Origin of the sequence: Amycolatopsis sp. NPDC059021 (genome assembly GCF_042739895.1) — a bacterium.
Lineage (GTDB): Bacteria > Actinomycetota > Actinomycetes > Mycobacteriales > Pseudonocardiaceae > Amycolatopsis.
Window position 1 is genome coordinate 17935 of sequence record NZ_JBHYIQ010000005.1, and the last position, 24362, is coordinate 42296.

Below are 24362 nucleotides of genomic sequence, written 5' to 3' on the forward strand. Positions count from 1 at the left end.
ATGGGGTGCCGCGACTTGACCGTCACCGCGACAAGCGTATGGTCGTTCGTGTACTGACTGTTGTTCAGACACGTGCTCCGGTCAGCTCCGGTGAATTCGCTGCGAGAAGGAGTGCCGATGCCAGTACCGATGTCGAGGTCGTCCGCGGGCGCGGATCCGCGGGGTACCGGGGAACTCTTCCTGACCATCACCCGTCGTGGTGACGACACGGCCGTGCTGACGGTCGTGGGTGACATCGATGTCGCCACGGCCGACCAGTTCCGGGCCGCGCTGCTCCGCTGCGACGCGCGGTGCACGGGTCTGGTGGTCGACCTGTCCCGGGTCGATTTCCTGGGCTGTGCGGGCATCCGCGCCCTGCTGCGGGCAGGGGAGCGCAATCCCGAAATGGTGATCGTCGCGAGCGGGCACGCCGTGCGCCGCGCGCTCAAGGTCACCGGCGCCGACAGCGGGCTGGACGTCCGCGGCGTGCTGCCCGAACTGGTCCGTTCCTGAAGGAGGCGAACGACACAACGGTGGCGGGGAAGACTTTCCCCGCCACCGTTGTGTCCTTTGTGGTCACTCCGGCTCGTCGGCCGGTTCCTCCTCGAGGATCTTCTCGCGCAGTGTCCGCAGGGTCTGGGCAAGCAGCCGCGACACGTGCATCTGGGAGAGCCCGACCCGCGCCGCGATGGCCGACTGGGTCATGTTCCCGAAGAACCGCATGACCAGGATGGACCGCTCGCGGGCGGGAAGCCGCCGCAGCAACGGCCGCAGCGCTTCGCAGTTCTCCACCTTTTCCAGCGCGGCGTCCTCCTCACCGAGCGTGTCGGCAAGGGAAACCGGTTCGGCCTCGTCGTGCACGGGCCGGTCGGTCGACGCGGTCTGATACGCGTTCCCGGCGATCAGCGCCTCGGTGACCTCTTCGACGCCGATGCCGAGGTACTCGGCGAGTTCGGTGGCGTTGGGGGCGCGGCCCCAGCGCTGGGCCAGCGTCGTGGTCGCCTGGCTCAGTGAAAGGTGCAGTTCCTTCAGCCGCCGCGGCACCCGCAGTGACCAGGACGCGTCCCGGAAGTAGCGGCGGACCTCGCCCATCACCGTCGGGATGGCGAAGGAGAGGAACTCGTTTTCCCGCGCGGGATCGAAGCGGTCGACCGCGTTGATGAGGCCCAGCCGGGCAACCTGGACCAGGTCTTCGCGTGGCTCACCGCGCCCGGAGAAGCGGCGGGCGATGTGCTCGGCGATCGGCAGGTGCTCCTCGATCAGCTTCTCGCGCAGGCGCTTCCGCTGCGCGTCGCCGTCGGGCAGCGCGTGCATTTCGTCGAACAGCACCGCGCAGTGGCGATAGGCATCGCTACGGCGTCGATAGGAGGTCGTCATGGTCCTCCTGTCCAGGACCGTTTGGTGAACCGGAGGTGCAGGAACCACGTGTCCACGGCCTCGTCGGCCGGGCCGGGCTCGATCCACGTCGTGAGGGCGTCGGTGAGCGTGCGCAGCACGTGCCATTCGAAACCTCCCGTGCCGGGTGTGGTCGCGGATGTCGTCGTGGCTGTGAGCTGGACCGTGACCGACCGCCCGGACTCCTCGAACCGGCACCACAGCTGGGTGCCCGGCCGGGCACGCGGAAACAGGCAGCCCGCCCCCTCGTCGACCGCCATGCGGAGATCGGCTATCTCGTCCAGATCCAGCTTGGCGCGCACGGCGATGCCCTCGGCCACCATGCGGACGAGGAACAGCAGGCCCGTATCGAGCGGCACCCGGAGTTCGACGGTCCCGGCCGACACGGCGGCTGGGACCGCCCCGTCCACGTTCGCGGTCTTGCTGTGGTCCATGAGGGAGGGGTACCCACGGACCTCGTTGCCCATTCGTGATCGGCGCCGGTGTCCGTGTTTACCTGCCACCACACCGGGTTACCCGCCGGACATGGACACGAACGGATACCTGACGTTCCTGCTCATCGCCGTGCTGCTCGTGGCGCTGGACGGTCAGATCATCTATCGCAGCGGGCGGAGGTACCTCGAGAACTCCTATGGGGGCGCCGGTGCGGGGATCGCGATGGCGCGGCTCATCACCGTGATGTTCCACTTCGCGGTACTGGGCGTGGTCGCGCTGATCTCGACGGTGCCGGTGTTCGACGGACCGGGGCCGACCGCGATCGTGGGCAGGCTGGGCATCGTGCTGCTGATCCTGGCGCTCGCGCACGGGGTCACGCTGAGTGTGCTGGCGAAGATCCGCGAGGACCAGGTGGACGAGACGCTGGTGACCCGCAAGCAGGAAGCACGTCACGCCGAGGTCACGCAGGGAGCGGCGACGTGGTCACAGAATGAGCCGGTGGTGAACCCGGTACCCGGGCAGCGCGGCCGTCCCGCCCAGGTCAGCCCGGATCTCGAGCGGGGCGCGACCTACCCGATGGATCAGTGATGGACCGATTCGAGCGGTGTGGCCCTTGCGCCGGCGGCGTATCGTGGACGAATGGGTGTCCGCTCGGGGCACGTCGTGGGTGAGGTGACCACGGCGCCGGGGCCGGAGGCGATCCGATTCGGTGGTCGCCCCCGCGGGCCGCGCGGTGCCATGCTGCTGTCACTGGCCAGGACCACCGACCCGAAGGTGATCGGGCAGCTCTATCTGGTGACGTCGTTCGCGTTCTTCATGGCGGGCGGCGCGATGGCCCTGCTGATGCGGGGTGAGCTGGCGCGTCCCGGACTGCAGTTTCTTTCCCAGGAGCAGTTCAACCAGCTGTTCACCATGCACGGCACGATCATGCTGCTGCTGTACGCGACGCCGAACCTGTTCGGGTTCGCGAACTTCGTGCTGCCGCTGCAGATCGGCTCTCCGGATGTCGCGTTCCCCCGGCTGAACGCCTTTTCCTACTGGCTGTACCTGTTCGGCGGGCTGATCGTGCTGAGCGCGTTCCTGACGCCGGGCGGCGCGCCGGACTTCGGGTGGACGGCGTACACCCCGCTGTCGGAGGCGGCGCATTCGCCGGGCATCGGCGGCGACCTGTGGATCATGGGCCTGATCGTGTCCGGGCTCGGCACGATCCTCGGCGCGGTCAACATGATCACGACGGTCCTGTGCCTGCGCGCGCCGGGGATGACGATGTGGCGGATGCCGCTGTTCACCTGGAACATCCTGTTCACCGGGATCCTGGTGCTGCTCGCGTTCCCGATCCTCACCGCCGCGTTGTTCGCGCTGGAGGCCGACCGCCAGCTGGGCGCGCACGTGTTCGACCCGGCGAACGGCGGGGCGATCATGTTCCAGCACCTGTTCTGGTTCTTCGGCCATCCCGAGGTCTACATCGTGGCGCTGCCGTACTTCGGGATCATCACCGAGATCGTGCCGGTGTTCAGCCGGAAACCGCTGTACGGCTACCGGCTCATGGTGTTCGCGACGCTCGGCATCACGGCGTTGTCGGTGGCGGTGTGGGCACACCACATGTTCGCCACCGGGTCGGTGCTGCTGCCGTTCTTCTCGTTCCTGACGTTCCTGATCGCGGTGCCGACGGGGATCAAGTTCTTCAACTGGATCGGCACGATGTGGAAGGGACAGCTGAGTTTCCAGACGCCGATGCTGTGGTCGATCGGGTTCATGGTGACGTTCCTGTTCGGCGGGCTGACCGGCGTCATCCTCGCGTCGCCGCCGCTGGACTTCCACATCACCGACAGCTATTTCGTGGTGGCGCACTTCCACTACGTGCTGTTCGGCACCATCGTGTTCGCGACGTTCGCCGGGATCTACTTCTGGTTCCCCAAGATCACCGGCCGGATGCTCGACGAGCCGCTCGGGAAATGGCATTTCTGGACGACGTTCCTCGGGTTCCACACCACGTTCCTCGTCCAGCACTGGCTCGGCGCGGAGGGCATGCCCCGCCGGTACGCCGACTACCTGCCCACCGACGGATTCACGTGGCTGAACACCATCTCGACGATCGGCGCGTTCGTGCTCGGCGCGTCGATGATCGTGTTCATCTGGAACGTGGTGCGCAGTTACCGGTTCGGCGAGGTCGTCACGGTCGACGACCCGTGGGGTTACGGGAACTCGCTCGAATGGGCCACGACGACCCCGCCGCCCCGGCACAACTTCCTCGAGCTGCCGCGGATCCGTTCGGAACGGCCCGCCTTCGAACTGCACTATCCGCATATGGTGGCGCGGATGCACGAGGAAGGACACGTCCGGTCGCGCCGGTACCGCGCGAAGGAGGCGGCGAAGCAGAAGTGAATCGGCAGTGAGTCAGCCCGCCGCGTCGGTGAGTGCGCGGGTGAAGACCACGCGGTCGGCCGAGGCGCCGTCGTAGGCGGTCACGGGTTCCGAGACACTGAAACCCAGTGCACTGTGGAAGGCGATCGAGCCCTCGTTCTGCGGCGAGGTGATCGCGCGGACGACCTTCCGCCGATCCGCCCGCGCGAGCGCGAAGAACCGCTCGTACAGCGAGCGGGCCAGCCCGCTGCCGCGGAATTCCGGGGCCACACCGGCGAAGTGGATGTACGCCGCGTCCGAAATGGACGGTGACAGCAGGCCGATCACGAAACCCGCCAGCACACCGTCGCGCTCGGCCACGAAACTGGTGCGGTGGAAGTGATCGAGGAACAGCCTCGGCAGGAGGGTGTGCACGGCGCGGCCCCACCAGTCGTCGACCACCCCGACGATACGGTCGTAGTCGGCGGGCTCGGCGTGGCGGATCGCGATTTCTGACACCATGTCGCCGATCTTAGCCACGCGCCCGCGCCCGCTTCTCACCGTGCGAGCGTGATCGGTTCGGCGGCGTAGCGGTTCTGTTCGGCGAGCAGGCGGGCGAAGGCACCGCCCGTCTGCTTGAGCTGCGCGTAGGTTCCGCGCTCGACGATCCGGCCGGCGGCGAGGACGACGATCTCGTCGACATGGCCGAGCGTGCTGAGCCGGTGCGAGATCATGATGACGGTGCGGCCCGCGGTGAGCCGCTCGATCGCGCGCATGACCTCCACCTCCGCTTCCACGTCCAGATTGGCGGTGGGCTCGTCGAGGATGAGGATCGGGGCGTCGCGCAGGATGGCGCGCGCGATGGCGATACGCTGCCGTTGCCCGCTGGAGAAGTTCCTGCCCTGCTCCCGGACCTGCGCGTCGTAGCCTTCGGGGATCGCCATGATCGTCTCGTGCACGGAGGCCTGCCGCGCCGCCGCGACGATCTCGTCCGGCGAGGCGTCCGCGCGGCCGATGAGGATGTTGTCCCGGATCGTGCCCTCGAACAGCACCGAATCCTGCAGCACCATCCCGATGTTGCCGCGCAGCACGTCGAGCGGGTAATGGCGGACGTCGGCGCCGTCGATCGTGATCGTCCCGGACCAGGGCTCGTGGAACCGGGGCAGCAGCTTGACCAGCGTGGTCTTCCCGCTGCCGGACAAGCCCACCAGGGCGATCCGGGTCCCGGACCGTACCTCCAGGTCGATGCCGTGCAGGACCGGCCTGCCGGGTTCGTAGCCGAACACGACATCGCGCAGGGCCAGCTCGCCGCGTACCCGGATCGGCTCGGTGTGCTCCGCGGGCTCCGGCTCCTCCCAAGGCTGGTCCAGCAGATCCTGGATGCGCTGGGTGGCCGCCGCTCCGGCGGAGGACAGGAGCATGAGCTTGGACAGGTCCCGCATCGGCTGGTAGAGCAGCTTGGAATAGGCCAGGAACACGGTCAGGGTCCCGACGGTGACGCTGCCGGCCGGGACGGTGAGCACGCCGAGGCCGAACCCCGCGTGCCCGGCGGCGATCCACGCGCCGAGCATGATGATCACCGCGGTGCTCACGGCGATGAGCACGATGACGATCGGGCCGAACTCGGCCTGACGTCGTCCGGCACGCAGGCCCGAACGCCGCTGGTCGCCGACCCGGCCGGCGAAGGTGGCCGCCGCCCAGGCCTGCACGGTGAACACCTTGATCTCGGCGATGGCGTTGAGGTTCTCGGCCGCGACCTCGGCGACCTGGCCCGCGGCGCGCGCGGTCTCCCGCGAGGCGCGTTTGATCCAGCGGGTGTAGCAGGCGACGATCAGGAACAGCGGTGGGACGACGCACATCGACAGCAGCGTGAACTGCCAGTTGGTCAGCAGCAGCACGCCGAGGATCCCGAACAGGGTGAGGATCCCCGACAGCAGGTTCACCAGTCCGTCGGTGACCAGCTTTTCGATTTCGGAGACGTTGCCGCTGAGCCGCTGGACGACCTCGCCGATCCGCTGGCGACCGTGCCAGGCCAGGGGGACGTGCTCGAGGTGTACGAACACCCGGTTGCGCAGCCGCGCACCGAGGTCCTGGCCGATGAAGGTGCTGATGGACAGCTGCGCGTACGACACCACCGCGTCGGTCAGGCCGAGGGCGAGCAGCAGCCCGCCGGCGAAGAGGATCACGCCGAGCTGGGTGTGGGTTTCGGCGGTGCCGAGCCCGGCCCGGTCACCCAGCCGGTCGAGGCGGGCGATCAGCGGGTCGAAGACCGGGAGTCCCGGATCCCGGTGATGCACGATCTTGTCGAGGATGAACTTGAGCGGGAACGCCATGAACACGTTGCTCGCCACGGTGACGAACGTCAGCCCGATCGCCGCCGCGACCAGCAGGCGCCTGCCTTCCAGGTGCCGGTACAGGAAACGGATCACGTCCAGCGGTCCTTCCCCGTGCCGTAGCGCCGTGCGCACCGGCCGATTTCGGCGACGGCGGTGGCCAGCTCGGCGGCACCCGGCGTGCCCAGCCGCCGGACGGGACGCGAGACGATCTTCAATAGTGCCGCGGCTTCGTACAGGCTGCTGCGTCGCACCAGGTTCTCGACGTCCGCGCGCGGCATGCCGTGAGCGCGCCGGGCATCGGCGTAGCCGCGGAGAAACGGGCGGGCGGCCGCGGCGAACCAGTCATGCCCCTCGGGACAGCCCCGCCACAGCTCGGGCGGACGCAGGTAGGCGAGGAAGTAGCCGACGTCGAGTGCCGGGTCCCCGATGCGGGCCTTGTCGAAATCGGTGATCACCGGGCGATCGGGAGCGGGGAAGACGAGCTGGGCGGGCTTGAACGCGCCGTGCACCAGACCGGGCGACTCCGGCACGGTGTCCCGCAACGCGCAGGGCAGCCCGCGGACGGTCGCGCCCAGGTCCATTGTGGATAGTGGTGCGGCCGTGGTCAGCGCGGTGGTCCACTCCGCGACGTGGTTCGCGTATGCCGCGCCGGACGTGGACCCGGAAAGTCCACTGTGGACACCACGGGTGTGCAGCCACGCCAGTGCCCTTGCGGAAGCGGTGAGGGCGGTTTCGCCGATCCGGGCCACGGCCGGGGTACCGGCGGCCGCTGTCAGTACCAGGTTCAGCCCGCCGACGAGCGCGATCGGCCGTGGCACGAAGGCGTGTTCGCCGGGGCCTATCCGCCAGAGCTGTTCGAGCAGCCGATGCGCTGTCACGGCGTCGCCGGGTTCCCGGTAGATCTTGCCGTACACCGTCGGGTGCGGCCCGGGGCCCGGGGCCTCGATGATCCGGTACCGGATCACGCAACGTGCCCCCGGCTTGTAGCGCACCGGCGTCGCGTACACCGCGACGATGCCCGGTGCGGGCCTGCCGGTGAGCAACCGGAAGCCCGACCGCAGTTCCCTGGCGAGCTGGCCGCCTGCGTGCGGCGACAGCGCGGTGGGGAGCGAGGGCAGGTACTCGTCGAGGGGAAAACGCTGCACCGTCAGGCCGAACCGCCGGCAATGCAGCACCCCGGGCCAGGTGCCGTCGAGGTCTGCCGCGGTGAGGGAACCGAGCTGGTCGGGCAGCCGGGACGGCTCGGTCAGCACCTTTTCGGTCAGGCGTGCCGTCACCAGGCCGCCGATCCCCGGATCATGGCTCCGGTCCCGTGGCTCCCGCAGGACACGGTAGCTCGCCACCAACCCGGTTCCGGGCTTGCGGCGGAGATAGCGCTCACGCGCCGAGACCGCACCGAGCCGGTCATCGGGGCGGCGGGAATCCTTGTCGGCGACCAGTTCGCGCACGACCGCGCGCAACGCATCGGCCACCGTGCGCTCCGGCCCCGGCGCCGCGGTCATCCCCTCGACCAGTGCCGCGAGTGCCCCCGGCGCCGCCGGGACGTCACGGAAGCCCGGGAACGCGTTGATGTCGACGATCACCGGCCCTCGGTTGGTGGCGAGTACGTCGACGCCGTACACCTGCAGGCCGAACACGCGGCCGACTTCGACGGCGAGTCCTCGCCATCCGTGCGGCACGAGCCCCGCGCCCGGCGAGGGGGCGGTGCCCAGCCGGCTTCCCCGTCGTGTCGCGAAGGCCCGCCCGCCGATGACCCACAGCTTGTGATCCCAGCCGTCGTGGGAGACGAACGGCTGCAGCACCACCGGCTCGTGGGCCCAGCCCGCGGTCAGCTCCCGCAGCCGTGCCAGATCCCCGACCGAGGTCACCACATCGCCCCGGCGGCTGTAGCGGCTCTTGACCACCACCGGGAACCGGACACCGACCGTCGTGGACAGATGAGCGAGATGAGCCAGCAGGCCCGACAATCTGCCGAAGCTCGCCGTGTCCACGAACGGAAGCCCGTGCCGGCGGGCCAGCCTCGCCATCGCGACCCGGTCCCGGCAGAGCGCGGCCGCGGCCGGGTCGTTGACCACGCGCTCACCGCGTCCGCGCAGTGTCGACGCCAGCGCGAGCGACCGGGGCGAATGTGACTTGAGCAGATACACATCCGCGGGTCCCACGCTCGACGCGCCCTCCGTGTCCGGGTCGAACATCGCCACGGTGTGGACCGGATCCATCAGTTCGGCGAACCGGGACAGGGTGGGATGCCCCGGCCGGTCGGTCAGCAGGCAGACCTTCACTCAGCTCGCCCGCCCCAGCGCTCCCGGGCGGGGCAACTCGCCGGCCACCATCCGCACGATGCCTCGCGCGACCTTGGTGACGGCGTCCGGAACCCAGTGGTAGCTGGGAAAGTCGTTGACGTCCACGACCACCCAGCCGTCCGGCCCCTCGAGCACGTCCACCCCGTAAAGGCTCAGCCCGAAGACCGCGCCGACCCCGGAAACCAGGGCCGCCAGCTCGGCCGCGAGCGGAATCGCCCGGCCCTCGACGGCCTGCCGCGGGTGCAACGGCGACGGCTGCTCCGTGGCGTACAGTTCGTCGCCGACGCAATACACCTTCACATCGGCACCCGGGTTCACCACATAAGGCTGCGCAAGCAGAAAACCCTCGCCGATCAGCCTGTCCCGCAGGTCGATCAGATCATCGGGTCTGCGTACCAGATGAACCGAACGGCAAGAACTGCCGGTGGCCGGTTTGACGACCACCGGATACAGCTCGTCCGGAATATCGCGCAGCAAATCCGGAACCGCCGCGAAATACGTCACGGGAAAGGGAATACCGTGTTTCCGGGCCACCGCGGCGGCCACCGCTTTGTCCCGCACCGGCCGGATCGCGCGAGCGTCGTTGATCGTCATCACACCGGCCGCCGCGGCCGCTTCCAGCAGGCTCAGTCCCGGGCCGCCCGAAACGGTCTTGAGGACCCACGCGTCGTGCCCGCCATCACGCAACAATTCCGTGACCCGCGAGACCGTTCTCCCCGGTTCCACGATATCGACCTCGTGCCCCCAGGTGGTCAGCTTCCTCGCCACGGCGAGCGGCATTCGTTCGTTTCGATAGCGATCCTCAACGAGGAAGCAAGCCTTCATCGCGCCGCCGCCCTCACACGGTTTCTGGTAAACCTAAGGTTAACGACCAGTCTCCAGCGGTTATCAGAAGATTAACAAGAGGCCAGTGGTCGGTTATTCGTGGTCCGATCGGCGGCCCGGAACTCCCGCCGACGCGGCGGATGGACCACATATGGCAACCGGTTCACTCCGGTATTCGTACCGCAAGGTAACCGTCCACAACACCCAGAAAACCTCGAAGGCGCCCTTGACAACGACTCGGCGACGCGGCCGGGCTAAGGAAAACTCCGCCGTAGCACTGCTCTCCGGCGCTGACGAACAGCGCCATAACCGGCCACCATAACCTGCCGTCACACGGTGTCGGGGTGCCACGCGACACCGGACGACCTCATACCTCGTCCGGTGGCGTTCCTCGCGGGACGGTGAGCACGAACACGGTGCCCGGCGGGCCGGTGACCTCGAGCCGACCGCCGTGCAGGACGGCGTTCTCGTGGGCGATGGCCAGTCCCAGCCCGCTGCCCTCGGTCTCGCCTCGGGCACGGTCGCCCCTGACGAAGCGGTCGAAGACGAACGGCGCGAGGTCGGGCGGCAGGCCCGGCCCGGAATCGGCCACCAGCACCCTCGCGTGGCCGGGTGCGGTGCCGTCGACGGTGACGACGACGGGTGGTGCGCCGTGCCGCACCGCGTTGGTCACCAGGTTCCGCACGATGGTGTGCAGGCGGCGGGGATCGCCGGTGATCACGGCGTCGCCGGAAACCCGCACCGGGATCTCCAGGTCCGGCGCGCTGAGCGCGATCGCGTCGTGGGCGAGCGCTTCGAGGTCGACGGTCTCCGGCCGGAAGTCCGCCGCGCCCGCGTCGAACCGGGACATCTCCAGCAGATCCTCGACGAGCCTGCTCAGCCGCCGGACCTGGGTGCCCAGCAGCTCGGCGGAACGCTCGCGGTCCCCGGCGTCGGTGCTGTGCAGGCTTTCCGTGGCCGCGATCATCGAGGCCAGCGGGGTGCGCAGGTCGTGCGCGACGTCGGCAACGAACCGGCGCTGCTGCTGTTCCTTCATCCGCAGCTGGTCGATCGACTCGCCGAGCCGCTGCGCCATGGCGTTGAACGCGCCCGCGAGGCCGGCGAGTTCGTCGTTGCCCCGCACCGGAACCCGCGTGCCGAGCTCGCCGGCGCCGAACCGCTGGGCGGCGTCGGCGGCGGCCCGCACCGGACGCTGGATGCCGCGGGCGGCGAGGACGCCGAGCAACGCCGCGACCGCGGCGACGCCGGTGCCGACCAGCGCGAGCCGCTTGCGCAGCAAGGAGAGTTCGTCTTCGAGCGGGCGCAAATCGTAGAACTCGGCCAGCACGAGATCCGTGGAGATCTCCCGGACGACCGCGAGTTGCGGGCTGTCCGGCGTGTCCGGGGTGTAGGTGATCACGGCCTGGGTGCCCCGGACGCTGTCGATCACGGCCACCGGAAGATCCTGGCCGAACGCGCGGCTGTTCGTGCTCGCGACGGCGACGTACTGGCCGCCCTCGGCGGGCGAGACCGGGCCCGCGGTCCCGTGCAGGTTGACCACGGCCCAGGTGAGCCCGATCCGGCCCGTCATGAACTTCGCCACTTCGTCCACTTTGGACGACGCGGGGTCGCGGGAGTCACGGGTCCGGTCGTACGCCTGCTGGGCGTCCGCGAGGATGCCCGCCCTCGCGGATTCCACGAACCGGTGCCGCGCCGATCCGGCCTGGATCTCGTAGGCGACGAAACCCATCGCGACCGTGGCGGCGACCGTCATCAGGACGACCGTGAACGCGATGCTCTCCCGTAGCCCCGGCCGCCACTTCACGGCTTGACCAGGCGGTATCCGAGGCCGCGAACGGTACGCAACAGCGTCGGATTGCCGGTGTCGGGCTCGATCTTCGAGCGCAGCCGCGCGACCGCGGCGTCCACCAGCCGCGAGTCGCCGGCGAAACCGTAGTCCCAGACCCGTTTGAGCAGCGTCTGCCGGCTGAGCACCTGGCCCGCGTGCTCGGCGAACTCCAGCAGCAGCCGCAGCTCCGTGGACGTCAGATGCAGTTCGGTGCCGCCCTTCGTGACCAGCATGGCTTCGCTGTCGATCGCCAGATCGCCGAAGACGTGCACAGTCGACGTCGGCGCGGGGACAGGGGTCGCGCGGCGCAGGATGGTCTTGATGCGCGCGTCGAGCACCCGCGGCTCGGCGGGCTTGACCACGTAGTCGTCTGCGCCGCCTTCCAGGCCGACCACCATGTCGACCGGATCGCCGCGCGCGGTCAGCAGGACCACCGGGATCGTGTCGCCGGCGCGGATCCGGCGGCACACCTCGAAGCCGTCGATGCCGGGCAACATCACGTCGAGCAGCACGAGGTCGAGGGACGCGCGGCGCTCGGCGAGGGTGTCGAGAGCCTGTTCGCCGGTCGGGGCGACCTCGACCTCGTGGCCGAGCCCACGCAGCGCGCGGGAAAGCGTCTCCGCGAGCACGGCGTCGTCCTCGACGAGCAGGAGCCGGGGCACCAGGGGACCTCCTCGCTGATCATGAGCGGGTGACGGGAAACGGTATACCACCGGCTACGCCGAACGGCTGGTGATCGTCGCGCCCGGATGGGGCATCCGGGCGACCGCGTGGTCGTGGTGTTCGAAATGCCACCACTCGTTGTCGTACACGCGGTAAAGGCCGTAGCGGGCGCCGTGGCGTTCCAGCCAGCGCGCCCCTTCGACGGGACGCACGTCGAGCGCGGTCCCGGCGACGTGCCGGGACTCGTGCGGCGGCAACACGTTCCGCCGCGCCGCCGCGGCCGAGCCGGTCCGGCGCACCTCCTCGGTGAAGAGCCGGTGCTGCTCGGCGGCGTCGCGATGGCCGGAGGTCAGCCCGATGAGCGTGCCGTCCCGCCAGAACGCCTCGGTCCGCGCGGTGGTGAACGCCTCCGAGGTCGCCGGCGTGAGCCCGGTGAGGTCCTCCGCCGGGAAACGCACCGCCAGCGCCCATTGGCAGGCGAGGTGGCGGGCGTGGCGAGGTGTGCGGAGAAACGCCACGGGCAGCAGGAGCACGGCCAGGAATCGGGTGATCGCCTGGAACACCCGGTCACGGGCGCGGTCGGGCAGGGCACCGGTCTCGGTCATGACGTCCACTCTCGGCGGGGACTGTGCGACGTCGTCCGCCGCCGGATGACGGCATCGCGACGAAATGTGACGGTTTCGCACGCTCCCGGCCGGGCGCACAGGTACGGCCGGGCGAGCACCAGCGCGACGGCCGTGACGACCATCCCCGCGTACAGCGGGGCGAGATGGAGGAAGTCGGTGTAGGAGATCGAGCCGTGCACCGCGACGGCGGGCAGGAAACCGCAGGCCGCGGCCGACGTGGTCGACCACCACACCCACGATTCGCCGCGGCGCCAGCACCACGCGCTGAGCGAGGCGATCCCCGTCCCCGCGGACATCAGCGTCCCGCCGAAACCCGCTCGGTCGTGCGCGATGAACGACAGCAGCCGGGGACGGGCCGCGGTGAGCGCGTCCGGGGTCGTGTGCAGGAAGTCCAGATCGCTGGGCACGAAGACGCCGGTGAGGCCGACGACCGAGATCACCACTCCGCCGAGTGCGAGACCCACCCCGGTGAGCACCAGCAGCAACTGGCCGGTCAGCGCGCGGCGGCGCTCCCGTTCGGGCCCCTCGGGCCGGACTGTCCACTGTGGCCGGTGCGAGCGGCGTGTCGCGGCGAGGAACAGGGGGAGCAGTACCAGCGTGACCGCGATGTGCAGTGGTTCGAGGAAACCGAAGCCCAGCAGGTAGAACACCGTCGGGAAGCCCACCCAGCCGGAGACGAGGTAGACCTCTCGCGCCGCGGGCGCGCCCCGTCGCATCCCGCCCGCCGCGAGCCCGGTGTACAGCACGCCGATGGCCAGCATCGTCCCGGCCATGGTGATCCGGTCGTGCTGGAGGAAGTGCACGAGATGGTGGTTGACGGCGTGCAGGCCGTCGACGCCGGTGCCGAGGAACGCGCGATCGTAGGGGAGCAGGACCGGGCCGAGCGTGATCGCCGCCGCGCCGAGTCCCGCGCCGATCATGCCGAGCCCGACCAGCAGTCCCCACCACCACGCGGACGGGCGGCGTGGATCGGGCGTCGAGGGCGCCGGGATGTCGGCGGCCTCGACGACGCGGGCGAACCAACCGGGGCCCGCGGCCACCAGTAGCGGGGGAGTGGCGAGCACGGGAGTGGCCGGATCGGCGAGCGCGTCGGCCGCCTCGGTGATCGACGGGGAGTCCGGCACTGCGAACCCGTGCAGGTCGGACACTGCCGCGTCGACGTCGAGTGCTTCGGCCACTGCGGCCGCGTCCGGTCCTGGGACGTGCACCAGCAAGGGGATCCGCCGTCCGGTGGCGGCTTCGCGAACCGTGCCGACGTCCTGGGGACGCACCGGTGACACGACGACGAACCCGGCGCCGAGCGGGGCGAGCGCGCGGATCGCGTCCCGTGCGACGGCGGGCGGGACCAGCGCGCCCAGCCGGACCGGCACGGCTACCCCGGCGGCGGAACCGGCCAGCCGCGGCGCGGGGGCTTGGTGGCCGAGTACGCGGGCGATGAGGCGGCCGCCGCCGGGCAGGGATCCGACGGTGGCCAGCGCGCGCAGGGCGGCGCGCTGGGAGCGGCGTTCGCCGAAGACGGCGGCGGCGAACCCACGGAGCGGGTGATAGGTCCAGTCGGGCATCAACGGCCCGCCTCTTCTTCGGTCATGACGTCCCCCAAGACGTTGTTTGAGCGACTGCTCAACAGGAGGGTAGGCGACATTGAGCGATCGCTCAAGGCCGGGCTGCGCGCCGGGCGGTGGCGTGGTGAACTCAATGAACACAACCGTGACAGCGGTCACGTGGCTGCCGAAGGTGTGCAGGTCGCGCGCTGTGGTGGCGCGTGGTCCGATGGGAGGCCGTGATGGCGATGGTGCCGGGACGCCGACGCGTGGTGGGACGGCTGGCGGTGGCCGCCGCGATGGCGGCCGGGCTGCTGGCGGCGTGTTCGAGTGCCGCGACGGCCTCACCGCCGGATCGGGTGCTCGATTTCGCCCTGCCTTCGGCGGGCTGCCTCCGGCCGCCCGCCGTCACGCCCGGGGCCACCGTGCCCGGCAAGGTCGTCTCCGGCGGGATCGAACGGACCTATCTGCTACACGTCCCGCAGGGCTATCAGCCGCACCGGCCGACGTCGCTGATCCTGTCCTTCCACGGCCACAAACGGACCTCGGCCTACCAGGAGTCGTTGTCCGGCTTCGATTCCGGCGACAGCATCGCGGTGTACCCCCAGGGGCTCGCCGGCACCGACGGCGAGACGGCGTGGACCGGCGCGCCGTATTCGAACCGCGCCGACGACGTCCTGTTCGTCAGCGATCTGCTGAACCAGCTGCAGCAGCAGCTGTGTGTCGACCCCGCGCGGATCCACGCCGCGGGCAAGTCGAACGGCGGCGGGTTCACCGGCGTCCTCGCCTGCCGCATGAGCGGCCGGATCGCCTCCTTCGCCCCGGTCTCGGGGGCGTTCTACGACGTCGGTGCCGGGTGCTCCCCGACGCGCCCGGCACCGATTCTCGACTTCCACGGCACCGCCGACCAGACCATCCCGTACGCCGGGAACGCCGAGCGGAAGCTACCGTCCATTCCGGACTGGATGGCCGCGTGGGCCCGGCGCGACGGCTGCGCGGCCACCCCGGTGGTGCGCGATCTGGGCAAGGGCGTCAGCGTCAGCACGTGGCCGGGCTGTGCACGGGGCGCGAAGGTCGAGCACTACCGGCTCGAAGGGCTGGGGCACGTCTGGCCGAGCACGAAACCGAATCTCGATTCCGACAAACCCACCGCGATGGACGCGACACCGGTGATCGAGCGGTTCTTCGCCGAGCACCCGCTGCGGCCCGGTCCCCGCTGACACCGGTTCAGCCCTCGGCCAGCCACCGCAGGACGTCGCCGGTGTGCTCGCCGAGCGCGGGCACCGGCCCCATCGCCGGCTCGCGGCCGGGCACGGTCACCGGCGGGACGAGCGCGTCGACCTCGCCCGCCGGTGTCGCGACCCGCCGCCAGCGGTCGCGTTCCGCGAGCTGCGGGTGGGTGGCGAACTCGGCCATGGACCGCTGCCGGGCGAACGCGATCCGCGCGGTGTCGAGCCGTTCGATCAGCTGATCGCCGGTCAGCCCGGCGAACACCTTGCCGATGACGTCGGCCAGCTCGGGACGATGCGCGACCCGGTCCGCGTTGGACGTGAACCGCGGATCGCCCGCCGTTTCCGGGAGCCGCAGCACCGACTCGCAGAACGCCCGCCATTCGCGCTCGTTCTGGATGCCCAGCTGGACCGTGGTGCCGTCGCCCGCGGTGAACGCGCCGTACGGGGCGATCGTCGCGTGGTTCACCCCGGTCCGCGCGGGCGATTCGCCGCCGTAGGTCGTGTAGTAGTACGGATAGCCCATCCACTCGCCGAGCGCTTCGAGCATCGAGACCTCGAGGTTCGTCCCGCGTCCGGTGTCGCGACGTTCGTAGAGCGCGGTGAGGATGCCGGTGTAGGCGTACATCCCCGCCGCGATGTCCGCTGTGGACACTCCGGTCTTCGCGGGCGAATCGGGCGTGCCGGTGATCGACACCAGCCCCGCCTCGCACTGGATCAGCAGGTCGTAGGCCTTGCGATCACGATACGCACCGGTGCTGCCGTAGCCGGAGATGTCGCAGGTGATCAGCGCGGGGTGGCTCTCCGCCAGCGCCTTCGAGCCGATCCCGAGGCGATCGGCGGCACCGGGGGCGAGGTTCTGCACGAACACGTCCGCCCGGTCGATGAGCTGCCTCAGCACCCGCAGGCCGTCCTCGCTCTTGACGTCCAGTACGACACTCTCCTTGCCGCGGTTCAGCCAGACGAAATGACTGGACAGCCCGTGCACGGTGCGGTCGTAGCCTCGGGCGAAATCCCCGGTGTCCGGCCGTTCGACCTTGATCACCCGCGCGCCGAGGTCGGCGAGCTGACGGGTCGCGAACGGCGCCGCCACCGCCTGTTCCAGCGAAACGACCACTACCCCGGCCAACGGTCCCGGCATGTGAGGTCCTCCTTGCTCGTGCGTTCCGCTCCAGCATGAGCGTCCGGCGGCGATACCGGAAATTACCGTTCTCGGGCGGGCTCATGCGTAACCGGCATAATCCGGGGATGGACGTCCGCGAGCTGACCTGGTTCACCACCCTGGCCGAGACCGAGCACGTGACCGACGCCGCGGCCGCGCTGAACATCGCGCAGCCGACGTTGTCCCGTGCGGTCGCGCGGCTGGAGCGCCGTCTCGGCACGCCGCTGTTCGACCGGACCGGGCACCGGCTGCGGCTCAACCAGTACGGGCAGGTCTTCCGCGCTCACGCGCTCAAGGCGCTCGGCGAGCTGTCCGCCGCCGAACACCGCATCGCCACGCTCATCGACCCGGAGCAGGGCACGGTCTCGCTCGCGTTCCTGCACTCCTTCGGCACCTGGCTGATCCCGGAGCTGATCAGCACCTACCGCGAGAGCGTCCCGAGGGCGCATTTCCTGCTGCGGGGCGACGCGGCGGATTCGATCCTCGCGGACCTGCGGCGCGGCCACGTCGATCTCATCGTCACCAGCCCGGAGCCCACGGGGTCCGATGTGGACTGGACGCCGATCGGTGTCGAGCGGCTCTGCGTCGCGGTGCCCGCCGGACATCGGCTCGCGCGGCGCAAGAAGGTTTCGCTGGCCGAGTTCGCCGAGGAGGACTTCATCGCCCTGCAGCCGGAATTCGGCCTGCGGCAGATCACCGACCAGCTGTGCCGCCGGGCCGGGTTCACCCCGCGGATCACGTTCGAGAGTACCGAGCTCGCCACGATCCAGGGCCTGGTCGCGGCCGGGCTGGGGGTGGCGATCATGCCGACGCCGCGCGGGGAACCGAGCCCGGACGCGCCGGTCCGGCTGCGGCTGTCCGATCTCCAGGCACAGCGCACGGTCGGCGTCGCCGCGCTGGGCGGGCGGCATCAGGCGCCCGCGATCGCCCGCTTCCACGAGTTCGTCCGGTCCTGGCCGGTCGATCATGCCTCCCGGGTATGAACCAGGCGCAAACTGGTCATTTCACGTAGGGGCCGTCGAAGGGCAGAGTGGGGGGTGAGAGAACGGCAAGGAGGACGAGATGGGTTGGCAGGGCAGGTATTTCGAGGATTTCGTGGTGGGCGACGTGTATCGCCACCCGCTCGGCCGCACGGTGACCGAGACGGACAACTCCTGGCTGACGCTGCTGACGCAGAACACCGCGCCCCTGCACTTCGACCGGCACTACGCGGGACAGACGCAGTGGGGCAAGCCGCTGGTCGACTCGACGTTCACCCTCGCACTGGTCACCGGCCAGAGCGTCACCGACGTCTCCCAGCACGTGATGGCGAACCTGGGCTGGGACCGCGTCCGGCTGCCGAACCCGGTGTTCGAGGGCGACACGATCTACTCGCAGTCCGAGGTGCTCAGCACCCGCGAGTCGAAGTCCCGACCCGACGTCGGCGTCGTTCGGGTTCGCACGATCGGGTACAACCAGGACGGTGTCATCGTGATCACCTTCGAACGGACGCTGCTGGTGTACCGGCGCGGCCACGGGCCCGGCTTCGCCGACGTCGAACCGGTGTGGGACGAGCGGTCCCGCCGCGCGGCGGGGATCGAGGAGCCGAAATGACCGCGCGTTCGCTGTTGTTCGTGCCGGGAAACCGGTCCGATCGCTTCCCCAAGGCGGCGGCGAGCGGGACGGATCTGGTGTTGTGCGATCTGGAGGACGCCGTCGCGCCGGAGGACAAGGACGGCGCACGGGCCGAAGTGGCCGCGTGGGCGGGCCAGAACCACGCCGCGGTGCGGATCAACGCGGCCGGCACCCCGTGGTACGAGGACGATCTGGCCGCGTTGGGCGAGGTGTCCGGGTTGCGCGCGGTGGTACTGCCCAAGGCCGAGGACGTCGACGCGCTGCGGGCCACGGTGTCGCGTTTGGACGAAGGCGTCGAGCTGTACGCGTTGGTGGAAAGCGCGAGGGGGATCCGGGACGCCGACCGGCTCGCCGAGGTTCCCGGCGTGACGCGGCTCGTGTTCGGGAACGTCGACTTCGGACTGGACGCGGGAATCACGGTGTCGGACGAGGAAGAGCGCGAGCTGCTCTACGCTCGCTCCCGGCTGGTGGTCGCGTCGCGGGCCGCCGGGCTCGCTGCACCGGTCGACGGGGTGACGACCACTTTGGACGATCCGGACCTCACCCGCGCCGCCGCGCGACGGGGACGTGACCTCGGTTTCGGTGGAAAACTTTGCCTGCACCCGAGGCAGGTCGAACCGGTGAACACGGCGTTCAGTCCTGATGAGACAGAGCTGCGCTGGGCGCGCCGGGTCGTCGAGGCCGCCGGTGCGTCCGGTGGGGCGGCGGTGCGGGTGGACGGGCAGATGATCGACAAGCCGCGGCTGGAACTGGCGCGCAGGCTGCTGGGAGAGAACGGACAATGACCGAGGCCACACTGGACCACCCGAACGCTCCGGAGGACGTGCTCGCGCACATCCCGCCCGGCGCGGACGTGATCGTGCCGATCCAGCTGGGCGAGCCGATCACCCTGCTCGACACGCTCGAAGCGCACGCGGATTCCCTTACCGGCGTGCACATCCACCGGATGGACCCGTACCTGAAGCGCCGCTACATCGAGGGCGCGTTCCCGGGCAGGCTGGAGCATGTCGACTACTTCCTCGGTGCCGGCTCGCGGGAGGCGTTCTGGGCGGGCACCTGTGACCTCGTGCCGAACCACTTCAGCGAAATGCCGCTGCTGCTGCGGAAGTCGACGAAGCTGAGCATCGTGCTCGCCGCCGCCAGCCCGCCCGACGAACACGGCTACTTCAGCCTCGGTACCAACGCCGACTACACGGCGGCGTTCATCGGCGAGGTCCCGTTCTTCCTCGAAGTGAACGAGCACATGCCGAGGACGTTCGGGCACAACCAGGTGCACATCAGCCAGGTCGCGGGCTGGTGCCGCGCCGACCGCCCGCTGCACGAGTCCCCGCCCGCCCGGCCCGACGAGCGCGACCACCGGATCGCGGGATTCATCGCGGACCGGATCCCGGACGGCGCCTGCCTGCAGGTCGGCGTCGGCCGGATCCCGAACGCGCTGCTGTCGTCGTTGCGCGGGCACCGGCACCTCGGCCTGCACACCGAGGCGATCTCGGACGGCGTGCTGGATCTCGTGTCCTCGGGCGCGCTGGACGGGACGCGGAAACACCAGGAGCGCAACAAGCACGTCGCGACGTTCGCGGTGGGGACGAAGCGGCTGTTCGACTGGCTGCACAACAACACCGCGGTCACGATGGAACCGGTCGACTGGGTGAACGACCCGCGTGTGGTGGCCCGCGAGCCGCACTTCGTGTCCATCAACGCGACCAGCGAGGTCGACCTGATGGGGCAGGCGGCGAGCGAAACCATCGCGGGCCGGTACTGGTCGTCCTCCGGCGGGCAAGCCGACTTCGCGCGCGGGGCGATGTACTCGCCGGGCGGGCAGGCTTTCCTGGTACTGCACTCGGCCACCCATGACGGGAAGAGCCGCATCAACGCGCAGCTGACGCCGGGCAGCGCGGTCACGACGTTGAAGAACACCATCGACCACGTCGTCACCGAATACGGCGTCGCGGAACTACGCGGCAAGAGCCTGGCGCGCCGCGCGGAGTCGCTCATCGCCATCGCCCACCCCGAGCACCGGGACCGCCTCACCGCCGAAGCCCGCAAAACCGGCCTGCTCCCGTAGCCGTCGCGTACTCAGAACGTCGGCTCGCGTACCTGGACAGTCGGACGGCGTACCCAGGGAGTCGGCTCATCAACCGACCCTCCAGGTACGTCAACCGACCGTCTGGGTACGCGAGTTCGCCGTTGCTGTACCTACAACCCGAAGGCGAGGAGGACGTTGCCGCCGGTGCCGGGGTACTGCGGGTCGTAACCGGATTGCACGTATACCATTCCGTGGGAAACGACGGCGCCGCCGCCGGTGCCGGAGATCGAGCTTCCGTGCCCGGCGAGACCGTTGACGCCGGTGAAATCGCGAATGGTGTCGTAGGTCCACAGAATCTTGCCGTCGGCGGCGGAGTACGCGCGCAGCTTGCCGTCGTTGCTGCCCTCGTAGACGACGCCGGGGCTGCTGGTCACCGCCGGGCCGTGGGCCAGGGTACAGATCTTCGGGTATCGCGCGGCTCCGCCGGTGGTGCAGCCGTCGGCGGGGTTCGGGGTCTTCCACAGCACCTTGCCGGTGGCCGGGTCGACGGCGAACAGGGTGCCGGGGCCGGCGAAGTACGTTGCGATGTAAAGTTTTTCGCCGTCGAAGCTCGAGCCCCACTGGATTCCGGAGATCCCGCCGCTGGGCAGCGGGACGCCGAGCTGGCGGCGCCAGACGACCTCACCGGTGCGTGCGTCGAACGCGTGGTACACGCCGAGTTTCTGGCCGACGCCGACGAGCGTGCGCCCGTCCGCGCGGAAGATGTTCGGGGTGGCGCCGATGTCGTAGTCGAGTGCCGAACCGTCCTTCAGCCCGGGGCAGTAGCCCTCGGGGTCCGGATCGTTGCACGCCTTGCGCCAGGTATCGGCCTTCGTCACCTGGTTCTTCCATCGCACCGCGCCGGACCGGGCGTCGAGGGCGAGCAGGGTGTCGAAGTCACCGCCGTGCCCGGTGTAGTTCTGGCCGGTGCCGACGTAGAGCGTGCCGCTGGCCGGATCGATGACCGGCGAACTCCACACCCCGGCGCCGGACGGTTCGAACTTCGCGGCGCCGTTCGGCCAGGTCCCGTTCTGTTTCGGCTCGGGGACGGTGTAGTAGCGCCAGGCCAGTTCGCCGGTGTCGGCGTCGAGCGAGTCGAGGTGCCCGCGGAAGGTGCAGCACGGATAATCCCTCGGCAGCGTGTTCTCGGCGCTGGACACGCCGACGTAGACGCGGCCGCCCGAGACGATCGGCGAACTCGTGACTGTCGCCGCGACGTGCGCGTCGATCCGTTTCGCCCAGCGCAGGGCTCCGGTGCGCTGGTCGAGCGCGTAGAAGTACCCGCGCAGGTCGCCGAAGTAGACCTTTCCACCCGACACCGCCGGGCCGTCCCAGGTGACCGCACGGGGGACGCCAGGGTCGACGGTCTTCAGGTCGAAGGTCCACTTCTCGGCGCCGGTGCGGGCATCACGGGCGTAGAACTTGCCGTCGGGGCCGCCGAAGTAGATCGTGTCGCCGACGACCGCGGGCTCACTGCGCGTCGGCAGGCCGGGCGACGGCGGATAGGCGAACGCCCACTTGAGTTTCAGGTTGCCGGCGGTCCGTGGGGTGATGGCCCGTTCGGCAGAGTTGTGCCGCGTTCCGCGCGGGTCCTTCTGCCAGGTGGACCAGTCGCCGGACCGGCCGCCCGTCGCGGTTTCCTGGTTCGCGACGGCCACTCCGCTCGTGAGGCCGGAGAACAGGACCACAGCGGCGGCCACGGCGAGCGGGACGCGTTTTCGGGCACGGGAAAAGGAGATCACGACAAGCCCCCCGATGGTGCTGGACGATTCCAGGACCTCTTCACCGTGCCAGGCGCGCGAGGGGACGTCGATCGGTCCAGGAGTGGATCCGGGGTCCGTCGATCGGTGGATGCGCGCGGCCGGTCAGCTGTGGGTGCCGAGGTAGGCGGGGTCGGGCTCGGGCAGGGGTTTGTCCGGCTGCCCGGCGAGCAACTGGTTCATCGCGTGGAAGTACGGCGGTGCCGCGACCGTGCCGCCGAACGCACCGGCACCGCAGTCGCCGAGGTGGACCGGGTTGCCGGGGCAGATCTCCTGGGGACGCGAACCGTCGGCGAAGACCATGGACGAGACCGCGTAGTCGTTCACCCCGCCGACGAACGCGACCGACTCGCTCTGCTCGGTGGTCCCGGTCTTGCCGATGTCGGGCCGCGTCCAGCCCGCCTCGTGCGCGGCGAGCGCCGAGGTGCCGTGCTTGGTGTCCTGGCTCAGGCCCGCCATGAGCGTGTGCGCGACGCCGGCGGGGATGACCTGTTCGCACGGCTGGCGCCGGACCGGCACGGGTTTGCCCGCCCGGTCGGTCACCGAGAGGATCGGGTCCGGCGGGCACCACACGCCGCCGCTCATGATCGTCGCGGAGACGTTGGCCATTTCCAGCGGGCTCACCGGGCTGTTGCCGAGGGTGAACGAGAGCAGGTTCTGGAAATACCGCGACTGCGGCTGGTTGTACTGCGGATTCTTCGACAGGGGGTTCGCCGGGTCGGTGACCGGCGGGTTCCCGGCGTCGTTGGTGGTCAACGTGGTCCGCAGCCCGAGCTTGCGGGCCATGTCGAGCACCGCGGGCATGCCGACCTGCGACTCCAGGCCCACGAACGCCACGTTCGGGGAAGTCGCGAGCCCGTCGGCCAGGGAGATCGGGTTCGGGTAGTTCGTGCCGTCGTTGCTCACCGGGTAGCAGGCGGTGTACCGGTTCGCGTCCGGTGGGGTGAAGCAGCCGTTGGCCGGGTTCGGCAGCGGGGTGTTCAGCCCGGCCTTGCCCGCGACCATCGCCGCGGCCGCGGTGAAGATCTTGAACGACGAACCCGCGCCGAATTTGTTGGCGGCGTCGGCGACGATGTTCGTCGAGCGCTGCCCCTTGTCCGGATCGTTGCCGTAGTCGCGGTTCGCCACCATCGCGAGCACCTGGTGCCCGTTCTGTCCCGGTTGAACGACGGCGAAGGTGTTCGCGACACCGTCCTGTGTGGTGGGCACGTTCGCGTCGACCGCGTCCTTCGTCGCCCGGCTGACCTTCGGGTCCATCGTGGTCTTGATGACATAGCCGCCGGTGGCCAGCTGATCCGCGGTGAACCCGGCCTGCTCCAGATAGCTTTCGGCGTAGGCGCAGAAGAATCCGGCGTCCGGCGCGGCACCCATGCAGCTGCCGGGCGGGGTCACCGGCCCGTTCGGCAGCACTCCGAGCGGCTCGTTCTTCGCCGAGGCGCCGTAGTTCGCGGGCAGCAGGCCGCCGGACACCATGTCGTCGATGACCAGATCGCGGCGCTGGGTCGCCTCCGCGGGGTGGGTGTACGGGTTGAACATGCCCGGGTTGTTCACCATCCCGGCCAGCAGCGCGGCCTGGGAAACGGTCAGTTTGTCCGGAGTGGTCCCGAAATACGCTTTCGCGGCGGCGCCGACGCCGTAAACGGTGCCGCTGAATTCGACGACGTTGAGGTAGCCCGCGAGAATGTCGTCCTTCGACATCTTCTGGCTCAGCTCGACCGCGATTTTCGCCTCGCGCAGTTTCCGGGCGATCGAATCCTCCTGATCGGCCAGCTGCGCCGCCTTGTCGTTGCGGTCGACGACGTTGATCAGGTAGTTCTTGACGTACTGCTGGGTGATCGTCGACGCGCCCTGGAGGTTCCCGCCCGCGCTGTCGTGCAGGGCCGCTCGCAGCATGCCCTGCGGATCGACGCCGCCCTCGGTGTAGAACCGGCGATCCTCGACGGCCACGATCGCGGCCTTCATGGTGTCCGCGATCCCCGCCGCGGTCACCGGAAGCCGGTACTGGTCGTAGAGCGTGGCGATCGGGGTGCCCTCCCGGTCGGTCACCGTGGTCGTCAGCGGCGGGCTGCCGGTGGCGAGATCCGCGGAAATCGCGCTGACCGAGTCACTGACCTGATTGGACAGCAGCCCGGCGCCGAGCGCGACGGGCGCCAGCAGGCCGGCGACGAGCACTCCGGCCAAAGCGCACAAACCGGCTAGAGTCACGGTACTCCGGCGACGCATCACGGAATCCACGATAAATACGGCCGGGTAAGAAT

The 24362-nt window shown here is 69.7% G+C and carries 21 protein-coding genes; 8 read left to right on the forward strand and 13 right to left on the reverse strand.

Annotated features, from left to right (window positions below; translation table 11 throughout):
* Nucleotides 1-117: 117 nt before the first annotated feature.
* The gene (locus ACFWX1_RS03905) at nucleotides 118-492 is read left to right on the forward strand and encodes an STAS domain-containing protein (protein WP_378383534.1); all 375 of its coding nucleotides are present in this window, start codon (nucleotides 118-120) and stop codon (nucleotides 490-492) included.
* A gap of 63 nt (nucleotides 493-555) precedes the next feature.
* On the opposite strand, the gene ACFWX1_RS03910 is transcribed toward ACFWX1_RS03905, so the two are convergent.
* Nucleotides 556-1356, reverse strand: a complete 801-nt coding sequence (locus tag ACFWX1_RS03910; RefSeq protein ID WP_378383536.1) for a SigB/SigF/SigG family RNA polymerase sigma factor — start codon at nucleotides 1354-1356, stop codon at nucleotides 556-558.
* Entirely contained in the window at nucleotides 1353-1808 is a 456-nt protein-coding gene (locus ACFWX1_RS03915) for an anti-sigma factor (RefSeq protein WP_378383538.1), read from the reverse strand. Before ACFWX1_RS03915 ends, ACFWX1_RS03910 begins: the two co-directional genes overlap by 4 nt.
* 91 nt (nucleotides 1809-1899) lie before the next feature.
* On the opposite strand from ACFWX1_RS03915, the gene ACFWX1_RS03920 reads away from it, so the two are divergent.
* Nucleotides 1900-2397, forward strand: coding sequence for a hypothetical protein (locus ACFWX1_RS03920; RefSeq protein WP_378383540.1), 498 nt, complete (start codon nucleotides 1900-1902; stop codon nucleotides 2395-2397).
* Between the two features lie 150 nt (nucleotides 2398-2547).
* Nucleotides 2548-4194, forward strand: coding sequence for a cytochrome c oxidase subunit I (ctaD, locus tag ACFWX1_RS03925; protein ID WP_378383810.1), 1647 nt, complete (start codon nucleotides 2548-2550; stop codon nucleotides 4192-4194).
* Between the two features lie 12 nt (nucleotides 4195-4206).
* On the opposite strand, the gene ACFWX1_RS03930 is transcribed toward ctaD, so the two are convergent.
* The 8 genes from ACFWX1_RS03930 to ACFWX1_RS03965 form a co-directional block, all read right to left on the reverse strand.
* A complete protein-coding gene (locus tag ACFWX1_RS03930; RefSeq protein WP_378383542.1) occupies nucleotides 4207-4674 on the reverse strand; it encodes a GNAT family N-acetyltransferase in 468 nt (155 codons plus the stop codon).
* A gap of 35 nt (nucleotides 4675-4709) precedes the next feature.
* Nucleotides 4710-6581 carry an ABC transporter ATP-binding protein gene (locus tag ACFWX1_RS03935; RefSeq protein WP_378383544.1) on the reverse strand — a complete coding sequence of 624 codons (1872 nt, stop codon included), beginning with the start codon at nucleotides 6579-6581 and terminating at the stop codon, nucleotides 4710-4712.
* Nucleotides 6578-8770, reverse strand: a complete 2193-nt coding sequence (locus tag ACFWX1_RS03940; RefSeq protein WP_378383546.1) for a phosphotransferase — start codon at nucleotides 8768-8770, stop codon at nucleotides 6578-6580. The genes ACFWX1_RS03935 and ACFWX1_RS03940 overlap by 4 nt, the downstream gene beginning before the upstream one ends.
* Nucleotides 8771-9571, reverse strand: coding sequence for a RimK family alpha-L-glutamate ligase (locus ACFWX1_RS03945; RefSeq protein WP_378383548.1), 801 nt, complete (start codon nucleotides 9569-9571; stop codon nucleotides 8771-8773). It lies immediately after the preceding gene.
* A 412-nt stretch (nucleotides 9572-9983) separates the two neighbouring features.
* Nucleotides 9984-11420 (reverse strand): sensor histidine kinase, encoded by a 1437-nt coding sequence (locus ACFWX1_RS03950; RefSeq protein ID WP_378383550.1) that lies wholly within the window; start codon nucleotides 11418-11420, stop codon nucleotides 9984-9986.
* The gene (locus ACFWX1_RS03955) at nucleotides 11417-12106 is read right to left on the reverse strand and encodes a response regulator (RefSeq protein ID WP_378383552.1); all 690 of its coding nucleotides are present in this window, start codon (nucleotides 12104-12106) and stop codon (nucleotides 11417-11419) included. Before ACFWX1_RS03955 ends, ACFWX1_RS03950 begins: the two co-directional genes overlap by 4 nt.
* Nucleotides 12107-12160: 54 nt before the next feature.
* Nucleotides 12161-12712 (reverse strand): D,D-peptidase/D,D-carboxypeptidase VanY-N, encoded by a 552-nt coding sequence (vanY-N, locus tag ACFWX1_RS03960; RefSeq protein WP_378383554.1) that lies wholly within the window; start codon nucleotides 12710-12712, stop codon nucleotides 12161-12163.
* Nucleotides 12709-14295 (reverse strand): hypothetical protein, encoded by a 1587-nt coding sequence (locus ACFWX1_RS03965; RefSeq protein ID WP_378383556.1) that lies wholly within the window; start codon nucleotides 14293-14295, stop codon nucleotides 12709-12711. Before ACFWX1_RS03965 ends, vanY-N begins: the two co-directional genes overlap by 4 nt.
* A gap of 230 nt (nucleotides 14296-14525) precedes the next feature.
* Here ACFWX1_RS03965 and ACFWX1_RS03970 point away from each other — a divergent pair, with 230 nt between their 5' ends.
* A complete protein-coding gene (locus tag ACFWX1_RS03970; protein WP_378383812.1) occupies nucleotides 14526-15494 on the forward strand; it encodes an alpha/beta hydrolase family esterase in 969 nt (322 codons plus the stop codon).
* Nucleotides 15495-15501: 7 nt separating this feature from the next.
* Here the strand turns inward: ACFWX1_RS03970 and ACFWX1_RS03975 are convergent, their stop codons facing one another.
* The gene (locus tag ACFWX1_RS03975) at nucleotides 15502-16644 is read right to left on the reverse strand and encodes a CaiB/BaiF CoA transferase family protein (protein WP_378383558.1); all 1143 of its coding nucleotides are present in this window, start codon (nucleotides 16642-16644) and stop codon (nucleotides 15502-15504) included.
* A 107-nt stretch (nucleotides 16645-16751) separates the two neighbouring features.
* Between ACFWX1_RS03975 and ACFWX1_RS03980 the strand changes: the two genes are divergently transcribed.
* From ACFWX1_RS03980 to ACFWX1_RS03995, 4 genes are all read left to right on the forward strand, one after another.
* Nucleotides 16752-17648 (forward strand): LysR family transcriptional regulator, encoded by an 897-nt coding sequence (locus tag ACFWX1_RS03980; protein ID WP_378383560.1) that lies wholly within the window; start codon nucleotides 16752-16754, stop codon nucleotides 17646-17648.
* Between the two features lie 79 nt (nucleotides 17649-17727).
* A complete protein-coding gene (locus ACFWX1_RS03985) occupies nucleotides 17728-18258 on the forward strand; it encodes a MaoC family dehydratase (RefSeq protein ID WP_378383562.1) in 531 nt (176 codons plus the stop codon).
* Nucleotides 18255-19064, forward strand: a complete 810-nt coding sequence (locus tag ACFWX1_RS03990) for an HpcH/HpaI aldolase/citrate lyase family protein (protein WP_378383564.1) — start codon at nucleotides 18255-18257, stop codon at nucleotides 19062-19064. The genes ACFWX1_RS03985 and ACFWX1_RS03990 overlap by 4 nt, the downstream gene beginning before the upstream one ends.
* Nucleotides 19061-20344, forward strand: coding sequence for an acetyl-CoA hydrolase/transferase family protein (locus ACFWX1_RS03995; protein ID WP_378383566.1), 1284 nt, complete (start codon nucleotides 19061-19063; stop codon nucleotides 20342-20344). The genes ACFWX1_RS03990 and ACFWX1_RS03995 overlap by 4 nt, the downstream gene beginning before the upstream one ends.
* A 131-nt stretch (nucleotides 20345-20475) precedes the next feature.
* On the opposite strand, the gene ACFWX1_RS04000 is transcribed toward ACFWX1_RS03995, so the two are convergent.
* Together ACFWX1_RS04000 and ACFWX1_RS04005 are read right to left on the reverse strand one after the other, a co-directional pair.
* Nucleotides 20476-22086, reverse strand: coding sequence for a PQQ-binding-like beta-propeller repeat protein (locus tag ACFWX1_RS04000; protein ID WP_378383568.1), 1611 nt, complete (start codon nucleotides 22084-22086; stop codon nucleotides 20476-20478).
* 123 nt (nucleotides 22087-22209) lie between these two features.
* On the reverse strand, nucleotides 22210-24327 hold the full coding sequence (locus ACFWX1_RS04005) for a transglycosylase domain-containing protein (RefSeq protein ID WP_378383814.1): 2118 nt from the start codon (nucleotides 24325-24327) through the stop codon (nucleotides 22210-22212).
* Nucleotides 24328-24362: the final 35 nt, after the last annotated feature.

Bases quoted from the DNA above. Each gene is read 5' to 3' on its own strand.
- ACFWX1_RS03905 (WP_378383534.1), top strand. From the start codon at position 118: ATGCCAGTACCGATGTCGAGGTCGTCCGCGGGCGCGGATCCGCGGGGT.
- ACFWX1_RS03910 (WP_378383536.1), bottom strand. From the start codon at position 1,356: ATGACGACCTCCTATCGACGCCGTAGCGATGCCTATCGCCACTGCGCG.
- ACFWX1_RS03915 (WP_378383538.1), bottom strand. From the start codon at position 1,808: ATGGACCACAGCAAGACCGCGAACGTGGACGGGGCGGTCCCAGCCGCC.
- ACFWX1_RS03920 (WP_378383540.1), top strand. From the start codon at position 1,900: ATGGACACGAACGGATACCTGACGTTCCTGCTCATCGCCGTGCTGCTC.
- ctaD (WP_378383810.1), top strand. From the start codon at position 2,548: ATGCTGCTGTCACTGGCCAGGACCACCGACCCGAAGGTGATCGGGCAG.
- ACFWX1_RS03930 (WP_378383542.1), bottom strand. From the start codon at position 4,674: ATGGTGTCAGAAATCGCGATCCGCCACGCCGAGCCCGCCGACTACGAC.
- ACFWX1_RS03945 (WP_378383548.1), bottom strand. From the start codon at position 9,571: ATGCCGCTCGCCGTGGCGAGGAAGCTGACCACCTGGGGGCACGAGGTC.
- vanY-N (WP_378383554.1), bottom strand. From the start codon at position 12,712: ATGACCGAGACCGGTGCCCTGCCCGACCGCGCCCGTGACCGGGTGTTC.
- ACFWX1_RS03965 (WP_378383556.1), bottom strand. From the start codon at position 14,295: ATGCCCGACTGGACCTATCACCCGCTCCGTGGGTTCGCCGCCGCCGTC.
- ACFWX1_RS03975 (WP_378383558.1), bottom strand. From the start codon at position 16,644: ATGCCGGGACCGTTGGCCGGGGTAGTGGTCGTTTCGCTGGAACAGGCG.
- ACFWX1_RS03980 (WP_378383560.1), top strand. From the start codon at position 16,752: ATGGACGTCCGCGAGCTGACCTGGTTCACCACCCTGGCCGAGACCGAG.
- ACFWX1_RS03985 (WP_378383562.1), top strand. From the start codon at position 17,728: ATGGGTTGGCAGGGCAGGTATTTCGAGGATTTCGTGGTGGGCGACGTG.
- ACFWX1_RS03990 (WP_378383564.1), top strand. From the start codon at position 18,255: ATGACCGCGCGTTCGCTGTTGTTCGTGCCGGGAAACCGGTCCGATCGC.
- ACFWX1_RS03995 (WP_378383566.1), top strand. From the start codon at position 19,061: ATGACCGAGGCCACACTGGACCACCCGAACGCTCCGGAGGACGTGCTC.
- ACFWX1_RS04005 (WP_378383814.1), bottom strand. From the start codon at position 24,327: ATGCGTCGCCGGAGTACCGTGACTCTAGCCGGTTTGTGCGCTTTGGCC.